The sequence below is a fragment of the Aeromonas lusitana genome (genome assembly GCF_002812985.1).
GTDB lineage: Bacteria > Pseudomonadota > Gammaproteobacteria > Enterobacterales > Aeromonadaceae > Aeromonas > Aeromonas lusitana.
Map to the genome: position 1 here is coordinate 31,588 of NZ_PGCP01000011.1, position 17,258 is coordinate 48,845.

General features: G+C 60.2%; 15 protein-coding genes. 10 read left to right on the forward strand and 5 right to left on the reverse strand.

All coding sequences use genetic code 11. The features are described from left to right. The first annotated feature begins 129 nt into the window (after positions 1-129). The 8 genes from CUC44_RS08020 (at position 130) to mnmE (ending at position 6,383) form a co-directional block, all read left to right on the forward strand. Positions 130-888, forward strand: coding sequence for an amino acid ABC transporter substrate-binding protein (locus tag CUC44_RS08020; RefSeq protein ID WP_100859449.1), 759 nt, complete (start codon positions 130-132; stop codon positions 886-888). Then, positions 889-1,557: an amino acid ABC transporter permease gene (locus tag CUC44_RS08025; RefSeq protein ID WP_100859450.1), complete on the forward strand. Its 669-nt coding sequence runs from the start codon at positions 889-891 to the stop codon at positions 1,555-1,557. Between the two features lie 9 nt (positions 1,558-1,566). Continuing rightward, the gene (locus tag CUC44_RS08030) at positions 1,567-2,301 is read left to right on the forward strand and encodes an amino acid ABC transporter ATP-binding protein (protein ID WP_100859451.1); all 735 of its coding nucleotides are present in this window, start codon (positions 1,567-1,569) and stop codon (positions 2,299-2,301) included. A gap of 270 nt (positions 2,302-2,571) precedes the next feature. Then, the gene (rpmH, locus tag CUC44_RS08035) at positions 2,572-2,706 is read left to right on the forward strand and encodes a 50S ribosomal protein L34 (protein ID WP_005307156.1); all 135 of its coding nucleotides are present in this window, start codon (positions 2,572-2,574) and stop codon (positions 2,704-2,706) included. Further along, positions 2,706-3,065 (forward strand): ribonuclease P protein component, encoded by a 360-nt coding sequence (gene rnpA / locus CUC44_RS08040; protein WP_033129678.1) that lies wholly within the window; start codon positions 2,706-2,708, stop codon positions 3,063-3,065. The genes rpmH and rnpA overlap by 1 nt, the downstream gene beginning before the upstream one ends. Further along, positions 3,032-3,280 (forward strand): membrane protein insertion efficiency factor YidD, encoded by a 249-nt coding sequence (yidD, locus tag CUC44_RS08045; protein ID WP_010672280.1) that lies wholly within the window; start codon positions 3,032-3,034, stop codon positions 3,278-3,280. The genes rnpA and yidD overlap by 34 nt, the downstream gene beginning before the upstream one ends. 5 nt (positions 3,281-3,285) lie before the next feature. Continuing rightward, positions 3,286-4,932 carry a membrane protein insertase YidC gene (gene yidC / locus CUC44_RS08050; protein WP_100859452.1) on the forward strand — a complete coding sequence of 549 codons (1,647 nt, stop codon included), beginning with the start codon at positions 3,286-3,288 and terminating at the stop codon, positions 4,930-4,932. A gap of 89 nt (positions 4,933-5,021) precedes the next feature. Next, positions 5,022-6,383 (forward strand): tRNA uridine-5-carboxymethylaminomethyl(34) synthesis GTPase MnmE, encoded by a 1,362-nt coding sequence (gene mnmE / locus CUC44_RS08055; protein ID WP_100859453.1) that lies wholly within the window; start codon positions 5,022-5,024, stop codon positions 6,381-6,383. A gap of 69 nt (positions 6,384-6,452) precedes the next feature. Here mnmE and fhuB read toward each other — a convergent pair whose 3' ends face one another. Genes fhuB through CUC44_RS08080 form a run of 5 tightly spaced genes read right to left on the reverse strand, consistent with a single transcriptional unit; the run spans position 6,453 to position 14,019 of the window. After that, positions 6,453-8,435: a Fe(3+)-hydroxamate ABC transporter permease FhuB gene (fhuB, locus tag CUC44_RS08060; RefSeq protein WP_100859454.1), complete on the reverse strand. Its 1,983-nt coding sequence runs from the start codon at positions 8,433-8,435 to the stop codon at positions 6,453-6,455. Next, entirely contained in the window at positions 8,432-9,388 is a 957-nt protein-coding gene (locus tag CUC44_RS08065; protein ID WP_100859455.1) for an ABC transporter substrate-binding protein, read from the reverse strand. The genes fhuB and CUC44_RS08065 overlap by 4 nt, the downstream gene beginning before the upstream one ends. Positions 9,389-9,401: 13 nt before the next feature. Then, positions 9,402-10,166 carry an ATP-binding cassette domain-containing protein gene (locus CUC44_RS08070; protein ID WP_100859456.1) on the reverse strand — a complete coding sequence of 255 codons (765 nt, stop codon included), beginning with the start codon at positions 10,164-10,166 and terminating at the stop codon, positions 9,402-9,404. Positions 10,167-10,188: 22 nt separating this feature from the next. Further along, positions 10,189-11,847 carry a multidrug ABC transporter permease/ATP-binding protein gene (locus tag CUC44_RS08075; RefSeq protein WP_100859457.1) on the reverse strand — a complete coding sequence of 553 codons (1,659 nt, stop codon included), beginning with the start codon at positions 11,845-11,847 and terminating at the stop codon, positions 10,189-10,191. A 60-nt stretch (positions 11,848-11,907) separates the two neighbouring features. After that, a complete protein-coding gene (locus tag CUC44_RS08080; RefSeq protein ID WP_167388831.1) occupies positions 11,908-14,019 on the reverse strand; it encodes a TonB-dependent siderophore receptor in 2,112 nt (703 codons plus the stop codon). A 385-nt stretch (positions 14,020-14,404) separates the two neighbouring features. Between CUC44_RS08080 and mioC the strand changes: the two genes are divergently transcribed. Both mioC and mnmG read left to right on the forward strand, forming a co-directional pair. Further along, on the forward strand, positions 14,405-14,854 hold the full coding sequence (gene mioC, locus CUC44_RS08085; RefSeq protein WP_167388832.1) for an FMN-binding protein MioC: 450 nt from the start codon (positions 14,405-14,407) through the stop codon (positions 14,852-14,854). Positions 14,855-15,362: 508 nt separating this feature from the next. Next, positions 15,363-17,252 (forward strand): tRNA uridine-5-carboxymethylaminomethyl(34) synthesis enzyme MnmG, encoded by a 1,890-nt coding sequence (gene mnmG, locus CUC44_RS08090; RefSeq protein ID WP_100859459.1) that lies wholly within the window; start codon positions 15,363-15,365, stop codon positions 17,250-17,252. Positions 17,253-17,258: the final 6 nt, after the last annotated feature.

Sequence of the window (17,258 nt, forward strand, 5' to 3'; positions counted from 1 at the left end):
ATGATTCGGCATTGCCCTGGTTATTTTATATAACCAAATATCATTTATTCTTTATATTTTATTCCAATAACATCTGCGCCAACCCGTGATTACAACTAAAAATACAGAACTACAGAGAGAGGAATCCCCATGAAAACCACAATCAAGCTGATTTCCGGCGCCGCCATTCTGCTGGCCACCCTGTCCGGCCAGGCCATCGCCCAGGAAACCATCAAGGTCGGCATGTCCGGTAAATATTTCCCGTTCACCTTCGTCAAGCAGGACAAGCTGCAAGGCTTCGAGGTGGACATGTGGAACCAGATCGGTGAGCGCACCGGTTACAAGGTAGAGTTCGTCACCGCCAGCTTCTCCGGCCTGTTCGGCATGCTGGAAACCGGCCGCGTCGATACCATCTCCAACCAGATCACCATCACAGACGAGCGCAAGGCCAAGTACGCCTTCTCCCAGCCTTATGTCTATGACGGCGCCCAGATAGTAGTGCGCAAGGGCAACAGCACCATCCACGGTCTCAAGGATCTGGAAGGCAAGAAGGTTGCGGTGAACCTGGGCTCCAACTTCGAAGAGCTGCTGCGCAAGAACGACCCGAACAAGAAGATCGATATCCGTACCTATGACTCCGCCTTTGAGCAGGATGTCGCCCTGGGTCGTATCGATGCCTTCGTGATGGACCGCGTCTCCACCGCCCAGCTGATCAAGGAATCCAAGCTGCCGCTGCAACAGGCTGGCGCACCGTTCGAGACCATCGAGAACGCCCTGCCCTTCCTGAAGACCCCGGAGAAGCAGGCGCTGCTGGCCAAGGTCGACGACGCCCTGACCGCCATGCGCAAAGATGGCTCCCTGACCAAGATCTCCGAAAAATGGTTCGCAGCGGACATCACTAACAAATAAATGATGGAATTCGACCTCGAGTACACGCTAGGGCTGTTTCCCATCCTGCTCAAATACCTGGGCACCACGATGGAAATGGCCCTGTGGGGATTCGTATTGGCACTCGTACTGTCGCTGGCTTTGGCGATAGTGCGGGTGTTTCGCGTTCCCGCACTTCACTGGCTGGCGATGCTGTATATCTCGTTCTTCCGAGGTACTCCCCTGCTCGTCCAGCTGTTCCTGCTCTATTACGGCCTGCCACAGCTGTTCCCCATCTTCGTGGGGATGGATGCCTTTACCGCCGCCATCATAGGCCTGACCCTGCACTTCGCCGCCTACATGGCGGAATCGATCCGTGCCGCCATCCTGGGTATCCACAAGAGCCAGATGGAGGCAGCCCTCAGTATCGGCATGAGCCGTTACCAGGCAATGCAGCGGATAATCCTGCCCCAGGCGGCCCGCATAGCGACTCCGTCTCTGATGAACTACTTCATCGACATGATCAAGAGCACCTCGCTGGCCTTCACCCTGGGGGTGGCGGAGATCATGGGCAAGGCGCAGATGGAAGCGGCTTCCTCCTTCAAGTTCTTCGAGAGCTTCATGGCGGTGGCCCTGGTCTACTGGGTGGTGGTCATCTTCTTCACCCGCTTGCAGCACCTGCTGGAAGTACGCCTCAACCGAGCCTATTAAGGAGGGTCCTTGATCAAATTAAACGGCCTATCCAAGGCCTTTCACGGCAATCAGGTGCTCAACGGCATCGATCTGGAGGTCAAGCAGGGGGAGATAGTGGTCATCATCGGCCCCTCCGGGACCGGTAAATCGACCCTGCTACGCTGCCTCAACCTGCTGGAAACCCCGGATGCGGGTCAGCTTGCCATCGACGATTTGCAGCTCGATCTGGCCCGCGCTAGTGAGCAGCAGGCCATCGAGCTGCGCAAGCGCGCCTCCTTCGTGTTCCAGAACTACGCCCTGTTTGCCAACAAGACGGCGCTGGACAACATAGCAGAGGGGCTGGTGACCGTCTGGAAACAGCCCAAGGCGGAGGCCCGCGCCACCGCCCTCGGCATCCTCAAAGACATAGGCCTCGCCGACAAGCAGGATGCCTACCCGGCCTCCCTGTCCGGCGGCCAGCAGCAACGGGTCGGCATCGGCCGTGCCATGGCGGCCCATTCCAAGGTCATCCTGTTCGATGAGCCCACCTCGGCGCTCGATCCCGAATGGGTCGATGAGGTGTTGGGTCTGATGAAACAACTCGCGCGCCAGCACCAGACCATGGTGGTGGTGACCCACGAGATCGAGTTTGCCCGTGATGTGGCCGATCGGGTGATCTTCATGGAGGGGGGCCGGATCGTGGAACAGGGCCCGCCGAGTCAGATATTGGTCGATCCGCAGGATCCCCGCACCCGGGAGTTCCTGCGGAAAGTGCTTAACTAGCTCTCTCTTTGGCGGCTTTGCCGCCTTTTTTATTGGAGGATCCTTGTTTAACACCGGGTTGCCAGTATAATTCGGGGCCCTTGATCCTTCGGATCCTGTCAGCTTTCACTGCCTCTTTGCCGAGTCAGGGCGAGATGAGGGGATACGGCGGATTGACGAGAAGCTGAACTCTGTTTAGAATTCGGCCTCTTTTGCTAGTCGTCACACGCTATAGCTGGCGCGTCGGCTAAGTGTGACAATCAAAACTGTACAGAAATACGGAATCGAATCATGAAACGTACTTTTCAACCGTCCAACCTGAAGCGCAAGCGCTCTCACGGTTTCCGCGCTCGCATGGCTACTGCCAACGGTCGCAAAGTTCTGGCCGCTCGTCGTGCCAAGGGTCGTGCCCGCCTGGTAGTCTAATGCCTACCCAGCACACCTTCTCTCGGGAGTTACGTCTGTTAACTCCCGAACACTTCAAACGCGTTTTCGCCGAGCCTGTCCGGGCCGCTTCTCCGCAAATTACGCTTCTTGCTTGCCCCAATACCCTCGAACACCCCCGTCTTGGCCTCGCCGTGCCCAAAAAAGCACTCAAGCGTGCCGTCTGGCGTAACCGTGTCAAACGAGTGGTGCGGGAGAGCTTCCGCCTCAATCAAGCCAATCTGCCCGCTATCGACATCGTCGTTATCGCCAAGGGTGGCGTCAAAGAGATGGATAACGAGGAGTTGTTCAAGTTACTGGAAAAGCTATGGCGCACTCTGTCACGCCGTTGCAATGGGTAGCTATCAAACTGATACGCCTGTATCAGCTAATCATTAGTCCCCTGCTCGGGCCGCGCTGCCGTTTCACTCCGACTTGTTCCCAATTTGCGATAGAAGCAATCCGACTTCACGGTTTCATAAAAGGCGTTTGGTTAGCTAGCAAACGTCTATTAAAATGCCATCCCTTATCCGAGGGTGGTTATGACCCGGTTCCGCAACCAAAGCGAAGAAACTGAAGACTATGGAATCACAACGCAATTTACTCCTGATCGGTTTGCTGTTCGTGAGCTTCTTGCTCTGGCAACAGTGGGAGTCCGACAAGGCTCCGAAGCCGGCCCCGACTACCGTGGCCCAAACCGAACATTTCGTACCTGAAGCCGGTCAGACCGGTGATATTCCTCAGGTTTCCGAGCAAGCCAACGCCACCGCCGCACGCAAGCTGATCACCGTCTCCTCCGACGTGCTCAAGCTGACCCTGGACACCCAGGGCGGTGATATCGTTTCTGCCCAACTGCTGGCCCATAAGCTGGAAGAAGGCAAGGATCAGCCGTTCACCCTGCTGACCAGCCAGCCTGCACACCTCTATGTTGCCCAGAGCGGCCTGGTGGGTCGTGATGGCCCGGACAGTCAGGCTCAGGGTCGTCCTACCTATGATGCCGCCCAGACCAGCTACCAACTGGCCGAGGGTCAGGATCAGGTCGTGGTTCCCATGACCTGGACCGACAGCAAGGGCGTGGTCTTCACCAAGGAGTTCGTGCTCAAGCGTGGTGACTATGCCGTTGGCGTCGACTACAAGATCGACAACAAGTCTGCCGAACCGGTTCAGGTGCAGTTCTATGGTCAGCTGAAGCAGACCATGACCACGCCGAAGGATCAGGAAGGTCATGCCATGGTGGCCAGCGCCTACCGTGGTGGTGCCTTCTCCAGCGAAGATACCCGCTACAAGAAGTACACCTTCAGCGAGATGCAGGACGCCGACCTGAACAAAACCACCAAGGGTGGTTGGGTCGCCATGCTGCAGCACTACTTCGTCTCCGCCTGGGCACCGAATGCCAACGATACCAACAGCTTCTACAGCCGTGTGATCCCGGGTAAAGACCAGGCCATCATCGGCTACAAGGCGCCGCTGGTAGACATCGCTGCCGGCCAACAAGCCGAAGTGACCAGCCAGCTGTGGATCGGTCCCAAGCTGCAAGACCAGATGGCCAAGGTGGCAAACCACCTGGACCTGACCGTCGATTACGGCTGGCTCTGGTTCATCGCCCAACCGCTGCACTGGCTGCTGACCGTGTTCCACGGCTTCGTCCAGAACTGGGGTGTGGCCATCATCATGCTGACCCTGTTGGTGCGCGGTATCATGTTCCCGCTGACCAAGGCCCAGTACACCTCCATGGCCAAGATGCGCATGCTGCAACCCAAGCTGGCTGCGCTCAAGGAACGCTTCGGTGACGATCGTCAGAAGATGTCCCAGGGCATGATGGAGCTGTACAAGAAGGAGAAGGTCAACCCGCTCGGTGGCTGTCTGCCGATCCTGGTGCAGATGCCTATCTTCATTGCCCTGTACTGGGCACTGATGGAGTCGGTTGAACTGCGCCATGCGCCGTTCACCCTGTGGATCACCGACCTGTCGGTGAAGGACCCCTTCTTCGTGCTGCCAATCCTCATGGGTGCTTCCATGTGGTATCTGCAGAAGATGAGCCCGACCACCATCACCGACCCGATGCAACAGAAAGTGATGCAGTTCATGCCGATCATCTTCACCTTCATGTTCCTCTGGTTCCCGGCAGGTCTGACCCTGTACTGGCTGGTGAGCAACGTCATCTCCATCACCCAGCAGACCATCATCTATCGTCAGCTGGAGAAGAAAGGCCTGCACACCCGCAGCTAATCTTCCTCGATGACAAAAGAGGCGGCCTTAGGGCCGCCTTTTTTATTACAATGTCCCCATTCGCTTTTCGAACACATGAGCCAAGCAAGATGACAACAGATACGATCGTGGCCCAGGCCACCGCCCCCGGCCGGGGTGGCGTCGGCATAGTCCGGGTCTCCGGCCCCGCCGCCCAGCGGGTCGCCGAGGTGGTACTCGGCAAGTTGCCTCGAGTGCGTTACGCCGAATATCTGCCGTTCAATGACGAGCAGGGTCAGCCGCTGGATCAGGGCATAGCCCTGCTGTTCAAGGCTCCCAACAGCTTCACCGGCGAAGACGTGCTGGAGCTGCAGGGTCACGGTGGCCCCGTCATCCTGGACATGCTGATCCGCCGCATCCTGCAGATTGACGGCATCCGCCCCGCCCGCCCCGGCGAGTTCAGCGAGCGCGCCTTCCTCAACGACAAGCTGGATCTGGCTCAGGCCGAAGCCATCGCCGATCTCATCGAGGCCTCCAGCGAGCAGGCCGCCCGCAGCGCCATGCACTCCCTGCAGGGCCAGTTCTCCGGCAAGATCCAGCAGCTGGTAGAGAGTCTCACCCGGTTGCGGATCTATGTGGAGGCCGCCATCGACTTCCCGGACGAGGAGATCGATTTTCTCTCCGACGGCAAGGTAGCGGGCGATCTGTACGCCATCATGGCAGAACTGGACGACGTGCGCGGTGAAGCCAAGCAAGGCGCCCTGCTGCGGGAAGGGATGAAGGTGGTGATCGCCGGTCGTCCCAACGCCGGCAAGTCGAGCCTGCTCAACGCCCTGGCCGGGCGCGAGTCCGCCATCGTCACCGAAATCGCCGGCACCACCCGCGACGTGCTGCGCGAGCACATCCACCTGGATGGCATGCCGCTGCACATCATAGATACCGCCGGCCTGCGCGACACCCAGGACAAGGTGGAGCAGATCGGCATAGAGCGCGCCTGGGCCGAGATAGAGCAGGCCGACCGGGTGCTGTTTATGGTGGATGGTACCACCACAGATGCCATAGACCCCCACGAGATCTGGCCGGAATTTGTTGATCGGTTGCCAAAAAACATCGGCCTCACCGTCGTACGCAACAAGGCCGATCTGACCGGAGAAGATCTCTCCCCAAGCCAGGAGCAAGGCCACGCCGTCTACCGCATCTCAGCCAAGACAGAGCTGGGGCTGCCCGCCCTGCGTGAGCACCTCAAGGCCTGCATGGGCTTCCAGGGCAATACCGAAGGGGGCTTTATGGCCCGTCGCCGCCACCTGGATGCACTGGAGCGCGCCGCCGAGCGGCTGCTGGTGGCGAAAGAGCAGCTGGAGGTGTTCGTGGCGGGTGAGCTGGTGGCCGAGGAGCTGCGCCTGGCGCAGGAGTCTCTGAGTGAAATCACCGGTGAGTTCAGCTCGGACGATCTGCTGGGCCGCATCTTCTCCAGTTTCTGCATCGGCAAATAACGCCACACGGCAGACAATAAAAAGCCCGGGTTCATCCCGGGCTTTTTTGTGCATTTTTTATTCTAAAACCTATAGCCGGCGCAGGCACCACATGAAGTAAGCGCCCCCTAACAGGGTGGATACCAGTCCGACCGGCACTTCCTGCGGGAACAGGACTTGTTGACCTATCCAGTCCGCCGACACCATCAGCAAGGCGCCGCAACCCGCCGCCCCGAGCAGGTGCCAGCGCGCCCGCACCAGCCCCATCAGCTTGGCCATGTGTGGCGCCAGCAGACCGGCGAAGGAGAGCGGCCCTATCACCATGGTGGCACTGGCGGTGAGCACGGCCACCAGCAGCAGGATGACGAGCTGGGCCCGGTTAAGGCGAATGCCGAGCGCCGTCGCCACCGCCGGTCCCATGGGCATCAGATCCAGCCAGCGGCTCACCAGCAAGCAGACCCCCAGCATCAGCAGCGCCAGCACCGCCAGCGCCACGGCCACCGGCTGGGTGACGTAATAGGTGGAGCCGGACATCCAGGAGAGCAGTTGCTGCACCCGCAGATCGCCGTTGGCCAGCGCTATGGCCTGCAGCGGCTCGAACAACGCCGTGATGGCGATGCCGGACAGCAGGATACGCTCCGGCTGGAAGCCATGCTTGCGGTTAATGAGCACCAACAGCAGCAGGCAGCCAAAGGCCCCTACTAGCCCTCCCACCAGCATCATGGACAGCGGCAAAGCTGGCAACAGCAAGGCCGTCGCGATCACCCCCATAAAGGTGCCACCACTCACCCCCAGCAGCTCTGGGCTCGCCATGGGGTTGTTGCTGACCCGCTGCAGCAGGGTTCCCGCCAGGGCCAGCAGCACGCCGGCCGCAGCGGCCGCCAGGGTACGTGGCAAACGCCACTCCAGCTGAGCCTCCCATCTGAGCCAGCTCGGCCAGCCCCAGCCATGCATCCCCTGCCCGAACAGCAGGGAAGCCAGCATGGCCACCAGCAGAGCGGCCACCAGCCAGCCGATGAAGCGGGCCGGCGCCGGATGCCGCTCCACCACCAGTCCGCTGGCCGACTTGGGCGTCGATGACTTGAAGGTGAGGCGCGGGATCAGCCAGAGCAGCAGCGGCGCCCCCAACAGGGCCGTCATGGCACCGGTCGGGATCAGCACGGGCCAGAAGCGGGTCAGGGATTGCAGCAGCAGATCGGTGGCCGCCAGCAACAGGGCACCCAGCACCGGTGCCCACAGCAGGCGCAGGCCGAGCCGCCTCACTCCCAGCATGCGCACCATGACGGGGGCCGCCAGGCCGATGAAGCCGATGAGCCCCACCACGCTCACCACGCAAGCCGTAATGAAGACAGCGAGGCCGAGGCCGGCGAATCTCAGGTGCTTGAGGGAGACCCCCAGGCTGCGAGCGCTGGCATCGTCCAGCTCCAGCACCGCCAAGGGGCGGGTCAGCAGCGCCGCCAGCACGCCAGCCACCAGCAGCCGTGGCAACAGGTAGCCGACCCCGCTCCAGCTGGTCTGGGCCAGTGAGCCGCTGCCCCACACCAGCAGGCCTTTGAGCTCTTCTTGGAAGAACAGCAGGAGTCCCAGGCTGATGGCCGCCAGATAGAGGTTGATCACCAGGCCCGCGAACACTATGACGACCGGGTTGAGCTGACGACGCCAGGCCAGGGCAAACACCAGCCCCATGGCGAGGCTCCCCCCCAGCATGGCGATCCACTCGCGCCCGATCAGCAGCCAGCTCGGGGCAAACAGGGTCACCACCATCAGCGCCAGCTGGGCACCGGAGGCAACCCCGAGCGTGGTCGGCGAGGCGAGCGGATTGCGCAGCACCTGCTGCATCAGGGTGCCTGCCAGCCCGAGGGCGGCGCCGGCCAGCAGGCAAATAGCCAGCCTCGGCAGCCAGCTGAAGTGGATCACCGCCTGGCGAGCATCATCCAGCTGGGGCGAGAACAGGGCCTGCCACCAGAATGCCTGCGGCAGCTGGTGAGCCAGATCCCAACCAGCCAGTGCGATGATGAGCAACAGCAGGAACAGACCGGGCCTGAGCAGGGAGGCGGGAAGAATAGCGTTCATTGGGCGGCCCCCTTGGCGGTCATCTGAGTTGCCGGATCGGAGGGCTGATCCTCTTGCAAGGCGTCACTCAACAGAGCGGCGAAGCGGCGGGCGGCGAGCAGGCCACCGAAGCTCCAGACGGCGGACAGGTGCAGCACCTTACCCTGCTTCACCAGAGGAAGATGCTGCCACAGGCCCGGCTCCTGCAGCCGCTCACTCACCCCCACCGGGATAGGATCGACCACCACCAGCCGAGCCTCTGGAAGTGCCAGGAACTGTTCGAGACTGACCACGGAAAAGCCCCAGGCATTGGTCTCCCCCTGCCAGGCGTTGCGCAGCCCCAACCGATTCATCACCGCCTCGAACAGGCTGTGGCGGCCGAATACCCGCACATGGCGCTCGTCGATAAATTGCACCAGCAACAGGGGGGGGAGATCCGCAGGCAGTTGTGCCTTCATCTGCGCCAGATCCCGCTCCAGCGCGGCGAGCTGGCGCTCGGCCTCGGCGGTTTTGTTCACCAGGGCGGCGATTGTCAGGGTCGCCTCGTGCAGCCGCTGCCACAGATCCGCATCGGGTTCATAGAGGGCGATGGATTGCACAGGTGCGATGCGGGACAGGGTGGGTTCCAGCGATGCCATCAGCGGCGAGATGAGGATGAGATCGGGTTTGAGCTCCGCCAGCAGCTCGCGGTTGGGCTGCATCCGCAGGCCTATGTCTACCACCTCGGCGGGCAGCTTGGGCTCCCTCACCCAGGCGCGGTAGGACTCCACATCCCCCATGGCCAGCGGCGTGACGCCGAGAGCCAGCAGGGTTTCCGCTATGGTCCAGTCAACCGTCGCGATACGGGGCATCTGCTCAGTCCCCGCAGGCTTTCCGCTATCCAGCCCTGTAGCGACCGGCTTGGCCGGTTCGGCTTGCAGCAGCAGCGGCGCCAGCAAACAGCAGAGCCAGCCCATTTTCTTCAATAAACGCATAGAGATGGCCCCGCTAGATGATGGCGATGGAGTGGGCATGGGCCGGATGACGCATCACCTCCATGGGAATGCCATAGATGTCCTGCAGGGTCTCGCTGGTCATGATGCGCGAAGGCTCACCGTGGATCAGCAGGCGACCCGTATGCAGCGCCACCAGTTGATCGCAGAAGCGGGAGGCCATGTTGATGTCGTGGATGACGATGATGACCCCGAGGTTGAGCTGACGGCTGAGCTGCTTGACCAGGGTCAGCACCTCCATCTGATGGGCCACGTCCAGGGCGGCCAGCGGCTCGTCCAGCAGGATGAAACGGCTCTCCTGGGCCAGCAGCATGGCGAGCCAGACCCGGCCCCGCTCACCGCCAGAGAGGGTGTCCACCAGCCGATCGGCGAAGGGCTCGGTGTGAGTGAGCTCGATGGCTTTTTCCACCTGACGGTGATCTTCTTCCCGCATGCGGCCCAGCAGACCGCGCCAGGGGTAGCGCCCCATCTCCACCAGCTCGCGGCCAGTCAGGTTCTCGGCACTCGGCAGATGCTGGGGCAGGTAGGCGACCTGGCGGGCGAAGTCCCGGTTGCCCCAGTCGCTCAGCGGCTTGTCGTCGAACAGGATCTCGCCGCCGCTCATGGGCTGCTGGCGGGCCAGCAGCTTGAGCAGGGTGGATTTGCCTGAGCCATTGTGGCCGATGAGGCCATAGACCTGACCCTGCTCGAAGCGCAGGTCGGTGGGTTGCAGCAGCTGGCGGCCATTGACCGCAAAGCTGGCGGCTTTCATCTCAAACATAAGCGGTTCCTGTTGGCCGGGTTCAGACCGGCACCTCTGCATTCAAATCGGTATCCAGATGGGCAACCGCATCCTGGCTGACCCGGGCACGTTGTTCGCCGGTCAGCTCGGTGAGTTGGCCCTGACGCATTTCCAGCAGGCGATCCGCCTGGGAGAAGTAGAGATCGTCGTGACTGATGGCGATCACCGTCTTGCCCATCTCTTTGAGCCGCGGCAGCAGCACCTGATAGAAGATGCGGCGGAACTGAGGATCCTGATCCGCGGCCCACTCGTCAAACAGCATAACCTCCCGCTGCTCCGCCAGGGCCAGCAGCAGGGCGACCCGCTTGCGCTGCCCCTGGGAGAGCTCGATGTTGGTGATGAAGTCACCCTCGATGCGAAGCTTGCTGCCCATCTGTAGCCGCTCCAGCCACTCTTCGATCAGGGCCTGCTTGGGCTCGGGCCCCAGCAGGTGCTGGAACAGGTGATAGTCGGTGAAGATGGCGGAGAAGAGCGCCAGATAGGCGTTGTGATCCACGATGGGCTCGCCATCCAGCAGGATCCGGCCCGAGACAGGCTGATAGAGGCCGGTCAGCAACATGGCCAGGGTCGACTTGCCGGAGCCGTTGCCACCGATAATGAAGATCTGCTCTCCCTTCTCAATGGTCAGATTGATGGGACCCACGGCAAAGCCGCCCTCCCCCTGATAGTGAAAGCTCACCTCCTCCAGCTGGATCCGCTGCCAGGCACGGGGGGCCGGCGGCAACGGGAAGGCGGGATCCGGCTCGGCCAGGGTCAGGGTAGCTATCTTGTCAAACGCCACCTGGGCGGCGATCAGGGTCGGCAAGGCGCCAATCCCCTGCAGCAAGGGGGTGCGCAGGAACAGCAGGGTCAGGGCGAAGGTTGCCGCCACATTGGTGTTGGCCCAGCCGAGGCCATTGGCCAGGAAGAACACCAGACCTATGGCCCCCAGCATCATGATATTCGACCAGTTCACCGCGCTCAGGTGATAGGTATCGGCGCTGATGACGTGACGGCGATAGTCCTGGGCATTGCGCTCATAGAGCTGGTGGTAGACGAAGTGAGCCCGCTCGCGGTTGAGCGCCAGCTCCTTGCTGCCGTCGATGATGGACTGGTAGTTCTGATAGAGCTTGTCTTCGGCCTGACGCATATGGGACAGGTGGCGATAGACATGATTCACCAGCAGCCAGCCCACCACCATGGTGAAGGTGACCCAGAGCGCAGTCACACCGAGCAGGGATGGGGAGAGCCAGCCGAGATAGAAAGTGGAGCCAAGAGTGAGCACCAGCCCCTGCACCAGCTCGGGCAGGCGTACGAAGGCAATAGTGATCTGGCCTATGTCGCTGGAGAGGGAGGCCAGCAGCGGCCCCTGCCCTATCTGGCGAATGCGCGCGACGTCGGTATCCAGCAGTTGCTTGAGCAGGCGGCCGCGCAGGTGATAGACGAAATGATGACCGAGCGTGGTCAGCGCCAGCTGGGAGCCGAGGGTAATGACCAGCAGCAGGATAATGAGGCCGATCAGCTGGCCAAGCACCGGCAACGGCTCGCCAACGGATTCGATAAGCGATTGATTGATAAAGGCGATAACACCTATCCCACTCACGGCACTGAGCAGACTGAGCAGGGTAATGAGGATGAAGGGCCAACGGTATTGGCGGTAAACGAGTGACAAGAGTTCCATGACAGGCCTGTGTACAAAAAGAAGGAGGGCGGGAGCTAATGCTCCCGCCCGGCCTGTATCTTACCAGCGGTAGTTGACGGTGCCGACTATGCTGCGCGGCTCACCGTAGTAGCAGTAGTAGTCACAGCTCGCCACATAGGTGTCGTCCAGCAGGTTGGTGACGTTGATCTGGGCACGCCAGTTCTTGGCAAAGTCATACCCGATCATCGCATCCCACACGGTCTGGGCTGGCACTTCGGCGGAACCATAGATGGGGTTGTAGTTCGCATCCACGGCGCCTATGCCGACACTGGAGCCGATGTAACGCACCCCGGTACCCACTTCCAGACCGGAAACCGGACCCTGTTGCACCTTGTAGTTGCCCCAGAAGGAGGCTTGGTGGCGCGGGATCAGACTGGCGCGGCGATCGCCATCACCTGTGTCGTTGGTCTTGGCATCGGTGTAGGTATAGGCAGCGGTCAGGCGCAGCGCTTCGGTGGCCTGCACGCTCCCTTCCAGCTCGACCCCCTGGGAGGTCACTTTACCCGCCTGGGTCTGCTGGCCCGAACCGGTGGAGACCAGGGAGTTGGTCTGCTCCAGATCGAACAGCGCCAGGTTGATGTAGCCATCGAGGAAGCTCGGCGCGTACTTGATGCCGGTCTCATACAGCTTGCCTTCCAGCGGCTTGTAGGAATTCTTGGTGTTCGGATCGATACCCGGCAGCACTTCGAACGACTCAGCATAGGCGAAGTACGGGGAGAGGCCGTTGTCGGCCAGGTACATCAGGCTGCCGGAGAGCGAGAGGTTGTCGTCATACTGCTTCTCGTTCTTGCTGGTGGCTTCGCTGATGTTGTGGGTCTCCACATAGTCAAAACGACCACCCGCGGTCAGCAACCAGCGATCGTCCCAGCGGATCTGGTGCTGGGCATAGAGGCCACTCTGGCCCTTGGTGTTCTTCTGATAGGTCGCAGTGGACTCATCAAAGCCTGGGAAGCCGCTGTAATCCGGGTGCATGGTATCGATGGAGCCCATGCCGTAGTTGTCAGCCTCGACCCCTTCGTTCACGTGGCGTTGCAGATCGATCCCCATCAGCAGGGTCTGCTCGGTGCGATCCGTGTTCCAGTAACCCACCAGTTGGTTGTCCATGGTGGCACTCTTGGTGTCCCCATCACGGTAAACCAGACCACGGTAGGCGGTAGTGCCCTCGTAAGTCGGGAAGATATAGGTCTGACGCAGCAGCAGATCGTTGTAGTTGAAGCGGACGTTCTGCTTGAACTCCCAGGTGTTGTTGATCTGGTGAGCCAGCTCATAACCGGCGGAGATCTGGGTGTTGCGGTTGCGATCGTAACCCGGCTGACTCAGGTTGGTGCTGGGATCGATCTGGCCGCCTTCGGTATTGAGGGTGCCATAGACAGGGAAGAAGCCATTGGTGGGCACACCTTCGTCGTGCAGGAAGCTGGCCAGCAGGGTGAGGCTGGTGCGATCCGAGATATCCAGGGTCACGCTCGGCGCCAGGTAGGCACGCTCGTTATAGGTGCCATCCAGCACGCCATCCCGCTCTTTATAGAGAGCAACCATGCGATAGCGGCTGTTGTCGGTCAGATCGTCAGAGAAATCGACCCCGACCTGACGCAGATCCCGGCTGCCCAGTTGCAGATTGACCAGGCCTTGCGGGGTCGCGGTCGGACGCTTGCTGATGGAGTTGATCACGCCACCGGGAGGCGCCTCACCATAGAGAATGGAGGCTGGGCCCTTGAGCACTTCCACGCTCTCGAGACCAAAGGGCTCTGGGGTCCACACGTAGTAACCCGTGCTGAACAGACGGTTGCCATCAAGGTATTGGGCGGCATCGAAGCCACGTACCTTGAACCAGTCGGTGTTGTTGTCAGAACCATAGAGACCGGCGAGGACGCCTGAACGGTAACGCAGGGATTCATCCAGCTGCTGGACGGCGTGCTGATCCATCTCTTCGCGATTGACCACGGAGACGGCACGCGGGGTCTCGGCCATGGGCACTTCGACCTTCATGGCGGTACCCGTAACTACCATGGTTTCGCTGGCCTTGGGCAGCTCTTTTTCGGTTTGTTCCGCAGCCAGCACCGGCAGGCTGGCCAGCAAACAGGAGAGCGGCAGCAGTCGCTGAGCAACTCTCTTTTGCATCACTGCATTGGGGGTATTTTTTTGCGCAATCATATTAAGTGTCTCAAATATCAATGAGTTATATTTTGGTTTCTTATTATGGGCGCCCAATCCTGCCGGTTTGCCCGACTCCTTAGGCGAATAAAGCATCATTATGCTACTACAGGAGCCATGATCGAATCGATTCAATAATTGCTAATCATTTGCATCTAGATTGTTACCCAACGTATCAACACGCCGTTTTTTGAGCGTCAGGACTCATTCGTTTAGCAAGAAAAAGAGATACGCTCGGCAGAGGATCAAAAAAGGCGCTCGATCCCGTCTTTACCCTGAAAATTCCGAAAGGATCCTTATCCCCAAGCTTTATCCATATTTATCCACATCCTTTGGCGGTAGAATCCCGGCTCCGCACTTTCCGCGTTTTTTCAGGATCCATTCCATGGCCAAACTCAATCTCGTCGTCGGCTCCATGCTGGGCGCCGCCGAATATGTCGCAGATCATGTCGCCAGCCTGCTGGAACAGGCGGGGCATCAGCCGAAGATCCACAACCCGGCAAGCCTTGCCGAGGTGCTGGCCGAGCCGGATGCCATCCTGCTGGTGATCACCTCCACCCATGGTGCCGGCGATATTCCCGACAACCTGCTGCCCTTCGCCAAGGATCTTGCCGACCAGCAGCCGGATCTTAATGCCTTGAAATACGGGGTGATTGCACTGGGTGACAGCAGTTATGACACCTTCTGCCAGGGCGGCAGAACCCTGGATCGGCTGCTGGCCGAGTGCGGCGCCAGCCGGATAGGGGATCGTCTCGACATCGATGTGACCCAGCATGAGATCCCGGAAGATGCGGCAGAAGCCTGGATCCATGACTGGATGGCATTGATCGCCTGATCAGGGCGGGGGGATCCGCGCAAACAACCCAGATCTCCCCGCTTATCCCCAGATCCCTATCCACCAGGTTATTAACAGGCAAGCCTGAATGGGGCTTTTCGTAGGTAAATGGAAAATTGCCGGATCCGCTGTGCATAACCATAGGGTTAACCGCTGTAAAACCTATAGTTATCCATGTATGAGATCCATATCAATGATGCGATGTGGATAAAATGGCGACTTATCCCCCCCTTCAGGGCCCTGGGATCCAAGCTTTTCCACAAGCTGGGATCGCCTCTAACCAGATGATCTTTATGATCAAAAAGTGCTTATCAACAGAAACGGCGGATCCTAATAAAAGATCCAATAAAAGATCGATCTAAAGATCCTTAAGATCTATTTAACGGATCCTTCATCCATACTGATCCTGAAGTAGACGTTCCCCTCTGGATGCTAAACAGATAGAATGATCCGCCCTTCAGACCAGGCAAATAACGATCTTCAGGCGTGCAGATCAAGGTGATCCCCAATGCAATACCATGAACAATTTGATGTGATCGTCGTCGGTGGCGGTCACGCAGGCACCGAAGCAGCAACAGCGTCCGCCCGTATGGGCCTAAATACCCTGTTGCTGACCCACAACATAGATACGCTGGGGCACATGTCCTGCAATCCAGCGATCGGCGGGATCGGCAAGGGACACCTGGTCAAGGAAGTTGACGCCCTGGGTGGGATCATGGCGCAAGCCATCGATCTCGGCGGGATCCAGTTCCGCACCCTGAACTCCTCCAAAGGACCGGCTGTGCGCGCTACCCGTGCCCAGGCGGATCGTCTGTTATACAAGGCCGTGGTACGCCAGACCCTGGAGAACTACCCGAACCTGAAGATCTTCCAGCAAGCCTGTGACGATCTGATCATGGACGGGGATCGCGTCGCCGGTGTGGTGACCCAGAGCGGGATCCGTATCAGCGGCAAGACGGTCGTGCTGACCGTGGGCACCTTCCTGAACGGCTTGATCCACATCGGCATGGAAAACTACAAGGGTGGCCGCGCCGGGGATCCTCCCTCGATCGCCCTGGCACAACGCCTGCGCGAGATGCCACTGCGGATCGATCGCCTCAAGACCGGCACGCCGCCGCGCATCGATGCCCGCACCGTCGATTTCTCCGTGATGCAACAGCAGCACGGTGACGATCCGCGCCCCGTCTTCTCCTTCATCAGCGATGCCAGCCAGCACCCACGTCAGGTGCCCTGCTACGTCACCCATACCAATGAGCAGACCCACGAGGTGATCCGCAACAACCTGGATCGCAGCCCCATGTACGCCGGGGTGATCGAGGGGATCGGCCCCCGTTACTGCCCGTCGATCGAAGACAAGATCACCCGTTTTGCCGACAAGACGGCGCACCAGATCTTCGTCGAGCCGGAAGGGCTGACCACCCACGAACTCTACCCGAACGGGATCTCCACCAGTCTGCCGTTCGACGTGCAGGTGCAGATCGTCCGCTCGATCCGTGGCTTCGAGAATGCCCATATCACTCGTCCCGGTTATGCCATCGAGTACGATTTCTTCGATCCGCGGGATCTCAAGGCCAACATGGAGAGCAAGTGCATCGAAAACCTGTTCTTCGCCGGCCAGATCAACGGCACCACCGGCTATGAAGAAGCGGCGGCTCAGGGACTGATGGCGGGTTTGAACGCTGGTCTACGCGCTCAGGGCAAGGAGGCCTGGCATCCGCGTCGGGATCAGGCCTACATGGGCGTGATGATGGACGATCTCTCCACCTTGGGGACTCGCGAGCCGTATCGCATGTTCACCAGCCGCGCCGAATACCGCTTGCTGCTGCGGGAAGACAACGCGGATCTGCGCCTGACCGGCATCGGCCGCGAACTCGGGTTGGTGGATGATAATCGCTGGAGCAAGTTCAACGCCAAGATGGAACTGGTCGAGCAGGAGCGCCAGCGCATGCGGTCGACCTGGATCCACCCGCAACACCCGTCCCTGGAAGCGGTCAATGCCCTGGTCAACACCCCGCTGACCCGCGAACAGAGCCTGGAAGAACTGCTGCGCCGCCCAGAGGTGACGTATGACGCCCTGATGGCCATTGAGGGGGTCGGTCCTGCCGTGGTGGACACCGCCGCCGCCGATCAGGTGGAGATCCAGATCAAGTACGCCGGTTACATCGAGCGTCAACACGACGAGGTGGAGAAGCAGCTGCGCAACGAGAACACACTGTTGCCGCTGGACATGAACTACCGCGACGTGAACGGTCTCTCCAACGAGGTGATCGCCAAGCTCAACGATGCCAAGCCGCAGACCATAGGTCAGGCCTCTCGCATCTCCGGCATCACCCCGGCCGCCATCTCCATTCTGCTGGTACACCTGAAGAAGCACGGCCTGCTGCGCAAAACCGCCTGAGGATTC

Excerpts from the sequence above, each read along its gene's own strand:
- CUC44_RS08020 (WP_100859449.1), top strand. The coding sequence starts at position 130 with ATGAAAACCACAATCAAGCTGATTTCCGGCGCCGCCATTCTGCTGGCC.
- CUC44_RS08025 (WP_100859450.1), top strand. The coding sequence starts at position 889 with ATGATGGAATTCGACCTCGAGTACACGCTAGGGCTGTTTCCCATCCTG.
- rpmH (WP_005307156.1), top strand. The coding sequence starts at position 2,572 with ATGAAACGTACTTTTCAACCGTCCAACCTGAAGCGCAAGCGCTCTCAC.
- rnpA (WP_033129678.1), top strand. The coding sequence starts at position 2,706 with ATGCCTACCCAGCACACCTTCTCTCGGGAGTTACGTCTGTTAACTCCC.
- yidD (WP_010672280.1), top strand. The coding sequence starts at position 3,032 with ATGGCGCACTCTGTCACGCCGTTGCAATGGGTAGCTATCAAACTGATA.
- yidC (WP_100859452.1), top strand. The coding sequence starts at position 3,286 with ATGGAATCACAACGCAATTTACTCCTGATCGGTTTGCTGTTCGTGAGC.
- mnmE (WP_100859453.1), top strand. The coding sequence starts at position 5,022 with ATGACAACAGATACGATCGTGGCCCAGGCCACCGCCCCCGGCCGGGGT.
- fhuB (WP_100859454.1), bottom strand. The coding sequence starts at position 8,435 with ATGAACGCTATTCTTCCCGCCTCCCTGCTCAGGCCCGGTCTGTTCCTG.
- CUC44_RS08065 (WP_100859455.1), bottom strand. The coding sequence starts at position 9,388 with ATGCGTTTATTGAAGAAAATGGGCTGGCTCTGCTGTTTGCTGGCGCCG.
- CUC44_RS08070 (WP_100859456.1), bottom strand. The coding sequence starts at position 10,166 with ATGTTTGAGATGAAAGCCGCCAGCTTTGCGGTCAATGGCCGCCAGCTG.
- CUC44_RS08075 (WP_100859457.1), bottom strand. The coding sequence starts at position 11,847 with ATGGAACTCTTGTCACTCGTTTACCGCCAATACCGTTGGCCCTTCATC.
- CUC44_RS08080 (WP_167388831.1), bottom strand. The coding sequence starts at position 14,019 with ATGATTGCGCAAAAAAATACCCCCAATGCAGTGATGCAAAAGAGAGTT.
- mioC (WP_167388832.1), top strand. The coding sequence starts at position 14,405 with ATGGCCAAACTCAATCTCGTCGTCGGCTCCATGCTGGGCGCCGCCGAA.
- mnmG (WP_100859459.1), top strand. The coding sequence starts at position 15,363 with ATGCAATACCATGAACAATTTGATGTGATCGTCGTCGGTGGCGGTCAC.